Origin of the sequence: Mangrovicoccus sp. HB161399 (assembly GCF_013184745.1) — a bacterium.
Lineage (GTDB): Bacteria > Pseudomonadota > Alphaproteobacteria > Rhodobacterales > Rhodobacteraceae > Mangrovicoccus.
In genome coordinates, this window is sequence record NZ_JAATVU010000178.1 from 1 (window position 1) to 3071 (window position 3071).

Consider the following 3071-nt stretch of genomic DNA (forward strand, 5'->3'; position numbering starts at 1 on the left):
GATACGACAGATGCCCGAAGGTGTTCTTCTCAGCTATCGCCCTCGCGGCAGTCGTTATCTACTGGCTGTGAAACTCAATGTGTCCAGAGCCTAGATTTGCGCGACAATGCCCTGCAAAGTGCGCGAAGGGTGAGTTCGGCAGCGAGAGCATGCTGCAGAGAGGGACGAACGGCCGGTCCCTGGTACGCTGCCCTGCAGAATTGCCGAGACCAGAGCAACCAGTCTGGCGAGACTGGGATCGGCAGCCCGCGCGGCGGTCCCTGTTCCCCTTGGGCGAATTCACGCGTTCGAGCGCCCGACGCTCGGAAGAACGCGCCGGGCTGGTTGCCGAGTTCGAAAACTCGCAGCGCACGCAGGTGCCAGTCCCTATACCGCCACCGGCCGATGCTGCCTTGCCGCTGCAATCCGCCGCCAGTCCAGGCCCTCGAAAAGCGCCTCGAACTGGGTGCGCGAGAGCTGAACGGTCCCGTTCCGGACGCCCGGCCAGACGAAGCCGCGGCCCTCGATCCGCTTGTGGATCAGCACCATGCCGGTGCCGTCCCAGAGGATCATCTTCAGCTTGTCCGCCCGTTTGGAGCGGAAGATGAACACCGCGCCAGTGAAAGGGTCCAGCTCGAGCTCGGTCATGACATGGCCCGCCAGCCCGTCCATTCCCTTCCGGAATGAGGCACCGTGGCGCCATCGGTCCGAGGCCGGTGCCGAATGACGGGCTCGGTGGCGAGATAGATTTTCAATCCGTTCAGCGGCAACATCAGGCTGCCCTCAGCGCACGGAAGGCCTTGGACAGCGTTTCCTCGTCGCGATCCGAAGGCAGCTCCATGCGGGCGTCCCCGATCGAAATGCAGATGGTGCAAGCCGGTGCGCAGGCGTTCTCAGCCTCGCCCGCTGCGCCCGGCGCGGGCGCCCGGTCATCCTGGACGACGACCTCGGCAAATCCCGCTGCCGGGCTCCGGGCCGGGGCGCGCCGCAGGCGGTCTTCCTTGAGCCATTCGCGGACCAGGCAGCCATTGGCGCCGAGTTCGCGCGCGAGATCGGCGGGAGGCCGGTTTTCCTCCAGCATTCTCCGGACGGCTTCGCGCTTGAGCTCCGGCGGCCGGACATTTCGGCCCCTCTTGCTGCGCATCACCTGGAATCCCCAGACAGTTCTGCTCATCGCTCGCCGCATCCTGTTCCGCGTTTCGGGCCGGGCAGGCTGGCGCCACCGAATGGCGGCCGGCACACGGCGCCCGGGTCACGCAGGATTTTAAACCGAATTCCCACGCATCCAATCGCGTTTCAGGGGGGCCGATGCACCGTTTGCTGACGATCTCCATGGCATGTCTCCTCTCCGATCTATCCACTTGGAAAGTCCCGCCGCGGCTAGGCGGCGGGGGCCATGCCATTGCCCCCCTGTTTGGCAGGCGGGAAATGACTTTGTTGCACCCATTCAGAAGCGGTCGTGTGTCCGGCCTGTTTGCGCGGCCCTGCAACCGCTGGCCCTGACGGCTTGCGCGTCCCGGGTCCCTGCCAGCTTGCCGGGCCGTTGCACCCCGGACTTCCGGCGGGGTCTCGCGGGGTAGCGGCCGTGGGCGTCTCCCTCATCCCGCCGGTCCTGCCATTCTCCGTGCCGAGCCTGCCGCATCGGGCAGGGCCCGGCGACCAGGTTTCCTCCCGGGTCGGGACGGTCCAGATGATCCTGGCGGCCTTGCTAGCCATGGCTATCGCCGCCCTTCGGAACGGCTTTCTCTCCGGCAGTTTTCCCGGCCGCGGGTTCCCCCTGTCCGGCCGGATCTTCACCTGGATGGCGCGCGAGGCCATGCCGACCACGGGAAGCCTGCGAAGATGCCGATCACCCATCTTCGTGATCCTGCCCGGCCTTTCCTTGCCGCCGCTGGAATTGTTCCCTGGTGCCGGTCCAAGCCATGCAGCAAACTCACGTCCATTGCGGAACTGGCGGCCACGATCGCCGGGGCCGCAACCGGTCCGCCCGCGCCACGGCCTGCAGCCGCAGGTCATGCCGGCGCGCGAGATGGTCGGCCGACAGGATCTGCCGGCAAAGGACGCGAATGACGTCCTGCCCGATCCCGGGACTGTCCGGCGCCCCCCCCTTCCGCGGCATCCCCCGCAAGACCCGCCGCCTTCTCCGAGCCTTGCTGCAGGATGATCCCGAACTCCGCCGGAAGTCCGCGGCGCAAGTTCGCCAGCTGCGTCCTCTGCCGCACGACGGGCTCGCGCGTTCGGTGCTGGCTCGGCATGGCCCGCTGCTCTGCTGATTTGACCTGCACGACGCGCAGGGCCGGTCGGGTGACTGCGCCGCAGATCGCTTCCGCATCGGCAGCGTCCGACTTGCCACGCTTCACGCAGGGCTTGGCGTGGACCGGCGGGATCAGCCGCACCTCGCGACCGATCCTGGACAGCTCCCGCGCCCGGCGGCGGCTCGCCGGACAGGGGTCCGGGCGCTCGAAAAGCGCAAGCAGCTGAGCCCGGCGCAGCGGCTCGCTGGAGACGACATTGCCTCCATCGGCGATCCCGTGAACCTGAAAGGCATTCCTGGCCAGATCCAGATCGGCAGCTGCAACCTCCATGCGGATGGCTCCTCTCCCAGCGGACGATGACATCTGCACCATGGCGCATTGCGGCCCCGATCGAGCACGAGCCATCCACACCATCAGCTTTGTCCGGCCAGTTGCGCGCTGCGGCTCCGTCGGGGCCGTCGCGGACCCCTTGCGGTGGACCCCAGGAGCAGCGTGCCACATGCAACCGGCCGGATGCGTCCATGCAAAGCGCCGCAGGACCCGTCGGCGCGGGCCATCGGGACCAATGATCCTGCAAGCCCCGGCCACCGGCGCGCAGCTGCCAACGGAAGCCGGACAGGCGGGGACGCAGTCCGGGTCCATTGTCCGGAACATCTGCAGGAGCCGGGCCTGCGGTCGGTAGCAACCTGACCTGCGGGGACCCGCCGCTCCGCCGCCGCTGGCCTGTGTCCCGGAGGGTCAGCGCCTGGCAGGCCTCCGAAAAGTCTTGCGCGCGGACGGTTTCCGGCGTTCTGGGCGGGGTGGCGCGATCTTCCGGCCTTTCTTGCCCCCGGAACG

The 3071-nt window shown here is 67.9% G+C and carries 4 protein-coding genes; all 4 read right to left on the bottom strand.

Going from position 1 to position 3071, the window contains the following annotated elements; genetic code table 11:
* Nucleotides 1-366: 366 nt before the first annotated feature.
* The 4 genes from tnpB to HCC78_RS31915 all read right to left on the bottom strand — a co-directional run bounded on the left by tnpB (nucleotide 367) and on the right by HCC78_RS31915 (nucleotide 2564).
* The gene (gene tnpB / locus HCC78_RS31900; RefSeq protein ID WP_371743971.1) at nucleotides 367-735 is read right to left on the bottom strand and encodes an IS66 family insertion sequence element accessory protein TnpB; all 369 of its coding nucleotides are present in this window, start codon (nucleotides 733-735) and stop codon (nucleotides 367-369) included.
* Nucleotides 736-751: 16 nt separating this feature from the next.
* Nucleotides 752-1060 (bottom strand): hypothetical protein, encoded by a 309-nt coding sequence (locus tag HCC78_RS31905; RefSeq protein WP_172332722.1) that lies wholly within the window; start codon nucleotides 1058-1060, stop codon nucleotides 752-754.
* A 299-nt stretch (nucleotides 1061-1359) separates the two neighbouring features.
* Entirely contained in the window at nucleotides 1360-1995 is a 636-nt protein-coding gene (locus HCC78_RS31910) for a transposase (RefSeq protein WP_172332723.1), read from the bottom strand.
* On the bottom strand, nucleotides 1992-2564 hold the full coding sequence (locus HCC78_RS31915; RefSeq protein ID WP_172332724.1) for a transposase: 573 nt from the start codon (nucleotides 2562-2564) through the stop codon (nucleotides 1992-1994). The genes HCC78_RS31910 and HCC78_RS31915 overlap by 4 nt, the downstream gene beginning before the upstream one ends.
* Nucleotides 2565-3071: the final 507 nt, after the last annotated feature.